This is a genomic window from Catellatospora sp. NPDC049609, from assembly GCF_040675365.1.
Lineage (GTDB): Bacteria > Actinomycetota > Actinomycetes > Mycobacteriales > Micromonosporaceae > Catellatospora.
On the sequence record NZ_JBFAOU010000312.1, the window covers coordinates 1 to 5,109 of the forward strand.

5 protein-coding genes are annotated in these 5,109 nt (G+C 71.8%); 4 read left to right on the forward strand and 1 reads right to left on the reverse strand.

Annotated features, from left to right (window positions below; translation table 11 throughout):
* Nucleotides 1-144: 144 nt before the first annotated feature.
* Nucleotides 145-966, reverse strand: coding sequence for an NAD(P)H-binding protein (locus AB0J67_RS39070; RefSeq protein ID WP_363490531.1), 822 nt, complete (start codon nucleotides 964-966; stop codon nucleotides 145-147).
* 87 nt (nucleotides 967-1,053) lie between these two features.
* Between AB0J67_RS39070 and AB0J67_RS39075 the strand changes: the two genes are divergently transcribed.
* The 4 genes from AB0J67_RS39075 to AB0J67_RS39090 all read left to right on the forward strand — a co-directional run bounded on the left by AB0J67_RS39075 (nucleotide 1,054) and on the right by AB0J67_RS39090 (nucleotide 5,036).
* Entirely contained in the window at nucleotides 1,054-1,506 is a 453-nt protein-coding gene (locus tag AB0J67_RS39075; protein ID WP_363490533.1) for a MarR family winged helix-turn-helix transcriptional regulator, read from the forward strand.
* Between the two features lie 91 nt (nucleotides 1,507-1,597).
* The gene (locus tag AB0J67_RS39080) at nucleotides 1,598-1,849 is read left to right on the forward strand and encodes a hypothetical protein (protein WP_363490535.1); all 252 of its coding nucleotides are present in this window, start codon (nucleotides 1,598-1,600) and stop codon (nucleotides 1,847-1,849) included.
* Between the two features lie 104 nt (nucleotides 1,850-1,953).
* The gene (locus tag AB0J67_RS39085; RefSeq protein WP_363490537.1) at nucleotides 1,954-4,449 is read left to right on the forward strand and encodes an NACHT domain-containing protein; all 2,496 of its coding nucleotides are present in this window, start codon (nucleotides 1,954-1,956) and stop codon (nucleotides 4,447-4,449) included.
* Nucleotides 4,450-4,589: 140 nt separating this feature from the next.
* Entirely contained in the window at nucleotides 4,590-5,036 is a 447-nt protein-coding gene (locus AB0J67_RS39090) for a nitroreductase family deazaflavin-dependent oxidoreductase (RefSeq protein WP_363490539.1), read from the forward strand.
* The last annotated feature ends 73 nt before the right edge of the window (nucleotides 5,037-5,109 follow it).

Consider the following 5,109-nt stretch of genomic DNA (forward strand, 5'->3'; position numbering starts at 1 on the left):
CAGGTTTCGACCGGAAACAGCGATCTTGGCCAATCGGGCGCGACCCGACCCGCCGCGAACGCGGGTCCAGGCCCGGCCGCAGTGTTGACCCGGCCCGCAGTAGACCGTCCAGCCCGGCGCGACTCGCCGGCGGGGCGCACCGGCTCAGCGGGTCGCGAGGCCGTGCTCACGGGCGAAGGTCACGAAGTCCCGCGCGGGCCGCCCGGTCACCTCGGCGAAGTCCCGCGTGACGAGGTCACCCCAGCCCGCCGCATACGCGTCGAGGTATTCGCCGGTCACGTCGGCGATCCAGTCGGACAGTCCTGCCACACGCATCCCGGCGACCACGTCGGCGGCCGGAACGTGCTGGTAGGAGGCGCCGATCCGGTCCGCCGCGGCGCGCATGGACAGGCTTTCCGGGCCGGTGATGGTGTAGACCCGGCGCGCGTGACGGGACGGCTCGGCCAGCACGCGCGCCCCGAAGTCGGCGATGTCGCGGACGTCGATCGGGCTCAGCCGGCCGTCGCCGGTCGCGGCGTGCAGCACGCCGCTCTGCACCGAGCCGAGCAGGTTCTGCAGGAAGAACGCGGGCCGGATGACGGTCCAGCCGATGCCGGACGCCTGCAGTTCGGTGTCGGACAGTGCGTGCAGCCGTCCGTTGCGGGTGGGTGCGTCGTGTGCGGCGCCGATCGCCGACAGCCGCACGATGTGCCGGACGCCCGCCTGCCGGGCGGCCCAGACGGCGTTCGAGCTGGCGTGGGGAGCGTCCGGCCCCATCGCGGTGAGCAGCCACAGCGTGTCGACGCCCGCGAACGCGCCGGTCAGCGTGTGCGGCTGTGCCAGATCACCGACGGCGACCTCGACTCCGGCGGGCGCTTTGGCGGGGTCGCGTACCAGGGCACGGACCTGGTGGGCGGGGTCGGCGGCGAGAGTGGCGAGCAGGGCGCTGGACACGTTCCCGTTGGCTCCGGTGACCAGGATGGTCATGGCTGGTTCCCTCCGTGAGATGCTGACGGAGAAGACAGTACTAGTGATAGTCAGGATTAGTGACTATCAAGTTTGGTGATTAAAGTCATGCGTCGAAGTGAGCGGAAGCGGACCGACCCCGACCTCGGGGTGCTGACGGCACGGCTGCTGTTCGCCGTCCAGCAGCAGCTGGCCGAGAGCCACGCGAAGACCAAACCGCGCCACGGTGCCGTGCTGGCCTATCTCGACGAGCAGGGCAACCGGGCCACCGAGCTGGCCGAGCTGTCCGGCCAGCACAAGCAGGTCATCGGCACGCTCGTCGACGAGCTGGAGGCCCTCGGCCTGGTGCGCCGCGAGCCCGACCCGGCCGACCGGCGGGCCAAGCTCGTCGTCCCGACGGCCAGGGGGCTCGCCCAGATGCGACACAGCGACGAGGCCATGGACCGCATCGAGCAGCGCCTCGCCGAGGCGATCGGTCAGGACGACTACCAGGCGTTCAAACGCACCCTGCTGCGTTTGGCCGAGCTGAGCGCCGCCGACGACGCCACCGCGACCGGGTGAACCGCGGCGCGCTCACCGGCGGATGCGCCGGGCGCAAGTGTGCAGAAAGCTGGGGCTGCCGCGAGTGGTGAGCGCTGCCTACCTTCGATGCATGGGCTTCTTCGACCGTCCCCCGTACGTCGCCACCATCAACGGCGAGGTGTTCCGCTGCGTGGTCTGCCAGGGCGGGCTGTTCACCAGCCGCTCGATCAAGCTGAACACCGGCGGCATGGAGTTCCTCGACCTCGCCTGGGCCAACAAGTCCTCCCTGGGCGTCATCTGCACGAACTGCGGCTACGTCCACGAGTTCCTCGGCGACGCGCTGCAGCTGTGGGACTCCGAATCCGGGGCGCGCGCTTCGTGAGCTCGCCGGGCGTACGCCCGGTGGCACTTCCGTCGGCCGGGTCGAGGCCTCGACTCGCGTCGAGATGAGACACTGCCGTCAGTCGATGTCGGTGAGGGGGCACGGTGCGGCTGCGGTGGTGGCGGGGCCCACTGGCGGCGGTCGCGGGACTGGCGGCCTTCGGCCCGGTCTACGCCGCGGCACTGCGCTGGCTGCCCGGCGTGACCGCGTGGGCTTCGGCGCATGCGCCGTTCCGCGTGGGGCAGGATCTCGTCGGGCAGCTGAGCGAGGTCGGCCCGGTCGGGCTGGCGCTGGCCGCCGCGACCCTGGCCGGCAAGCTGGCTTGGGAGGGTCTGACGAGGCTGCCCGCGTTCCTGCCGCCCGGCTCCGCCGTCAGCCGCGCGGCCGTCGACGAGGCGGCGGCGGACCTCGCGGTGGAGGTGGCGCGGCGGATGCGGCGCGAGACCATACGCCGCGACGTCTGGCGCGGCGCCCCGCTCGAGGTGGTCGTACGCGCGACCGAACGCCCGGTGCAGGCCGACCGGCGCGTGGTGCTGGCCGGTGCCGCCCGAGGGACCAGGTTACGGCTGAGCAGCGGCAGCAAGGACCTCGCCACGCTGTTCCGCGGCCTGCCCCGCGGGCACCTCACCGTGCTGGGCGAGGCGGGCGCGGGCAAGACCGTCCTGGCCATGCGCCTCACGCTCGACCTGCTGGACGCCCGCCCCCCGCGCGCGGACGGGCCGGTCCCGGTGTACCTGCCCATGTCCTCCTGGAACCCGCACCAGGTGTCGCTCGACGACTGGATGGCCGCCCGGCTCGTCGAGGACTACGCGGCCGTGGCCCGCCGGCACGGAGCGGGCGTGCTGCGGCGGCTGGTCGAAACGGCCCGGATCCTGCCGATCCTCGACGGCATGGACGAGGTCACCCGAGCCCCCGCCAGCGAGGTGATCAAGGGCGTCGACTCCGCCTTCACCGACCGCATGCCGTTCGTGCTGACGTGCCGCCCGGCCGAGTTCGAGTACGCCGTGCGGACCTCGGAGAAGTATCTGAGCAGGGCCGCCGTCGTGGAGATCGAGCCGGTGCGGGCCGATACGGCGGCGGCGTACCTGCACGGGGCCGTCGGCGACGTCCGGCGCTGGCGCCGCCTGCTGGACCGGCTCCGCGCCGAGCCGGACGGGCCGCTCGCCACAGCGCTGACCACCCCGCTGATGCTGTTCCTGATCCGCACCACGTACGAGAGCACCGACACCGATCCCGGCGAGCTGCTCGACACCGACCGCTTCGGCACCTCTCGGGCCGTCGAGGAGCACCTGCTCGACGCGTTCGTGCCCGCCGCCTACGACACCCGGCACAAGCCGCCCTACCGGGCCGAACGTGCGCAGCGCTGGCTGGGCACCCTCGCCCACGGGCCACGCGAGCTGCGCTGGTGGAACCTGGTGTCCGAAGGGGCGACGCTGTGGATCGCACTCGCCCTGAGCGCCTGCGCGGGCTGGCTCAACCACCTGATCCTCGGCCCGTTCTTCGGGTTCTTCTTCGGCGTCTGCTCGTTCCTGCTCTACCTCAAGGTCGACGAGTGGCTCGGCTACCGCGGTTCGGAGATCTTCGCCGACGACCGGGAGACCGGGATCCGTTCCCACCTGCGCCGCTACCGGATCCTCGCCACCGGGTGCGCCATGACCGCCGCCATCGCGGTCGGCGGGCTGGTCGGCGCCGCCCTCGGCGGTGGGCTGGGCGCCGACCAGCACACGACGCGGGCGTACGCCGCGGGCATCGGCCTGCTTTTCGGGATCACCACCCTGCTCGACTCGGCGTGGGGCTCGTTCTTCCTCACCCGGATCACCCTCGCGTTGAGCGGGGGGCTGCCGCTGCGGCTGATGCGATTCCTGGAGGACGCGCACCAGCGCGGCGTGCTGCGCCAGCCCGGTGCGGCGTACCAGTTCCGCCACGCCCGGTTGCAGGACCGAATCCGGCGGCAGGGACCGAACCTGTTCGCCGGCCGCTGGTACGTCGCGGGCACGCCCGCCTCGCGCCTGCGAGCATTCGGCAGGCTGCTGCGGCGGCCGCTGCTGCGGCTGGCGCTCCAGGTCGGCCTCGTCGTCATGCCCGCGTTCGCCTTCGCCGCGATTCCCACGGTGGACAACCTCCGCTTCCAGGCGGGCGCCAAGCCGCGCGTCGTGGACCGGTCGATGTGCGGCGGTGGCGGCGCCTGCATCCACATCGTGGACTGGCACTGGGAGCTACCGCCGGGAGCGGCGGTGACCACCGAGTTCGAGACCGGTTCGACCTGGCTGATGCCGCAGGCGTACGGCGGCGTGAACGGCGACATCGACATCGACGGCTGCCCCACGGCGGTGGTCGAGATATCGATGACGGCCGGCGGGTCGACGGCGGCGCTGAGCCACATCCTGCCCGGCGACGAGGAGATCGATCTGGGCGACCTGTCCGGCTGGCCGCTGCCCAAGCGACTCGAAGCGGTGACGGTGACCTTCCGCCGCCACGACACCACGGACTGCACCGCCGACCTCGTCTGGACCAACCCGGCACTCGACATCGACCAGATCTTCAAGATCAAGGACTACTTCACCGAGCCCGGCAGCGATGCCGACGGCTCCGCGCGCTGAGGGCGGTCGCGGCGGGACCCGCGCGGCGTGAGCGCTCGGATCCGGGCGCGGCCGGTGTCGGAATCCCGGAAACGCACGGTGCGGCGGCGCGATCCGAGGCACGGTGGAGCCAGGGACGCGACCGTGATGGGACGGATGCCATGCCACTTGAGGGCGAGTACGAGCCGAGTCCGGAGCAGTGGGTGCGGGACCAGGTCGAGCTGTACGAGAGCTCCGGCGGCACCAAGGGCACGACGCTGCTGGACACCGGCCTACCGGTGATCATCCTGACCACCCTGGGCGCCAAGAGCGGCAAGATCCGCAAAACGCCGCTGATGCGCGTCGAGCACGGCGGCCGGTACGCCGTGGTGGCCTCGCTGGGCGGCGCGCCCAAGCATCCCGTCTGGTACTACAACATCCTGCGGCACCCCACGGTGGAGCTCCAGGACGGGCCCCGGCGCCAGGACATGACGGCCCGCGAGGTGACCGGCGCGGAGAAGGCCCAGTGGTGGGACCGGGCGGTCGCCGCATACCCGCCCTACGCCGACTACCAGCAGAAGACCGACCGCGAGATCCCCGTCTTCGTACTGGAGCCGACCGACAGCTGACCATGATCGCTGTTTCGGGTCAGAAAGTGCAGCCAGACTGCACTTTCTGTCGGCGAGCTGATGGTGCGCGAGC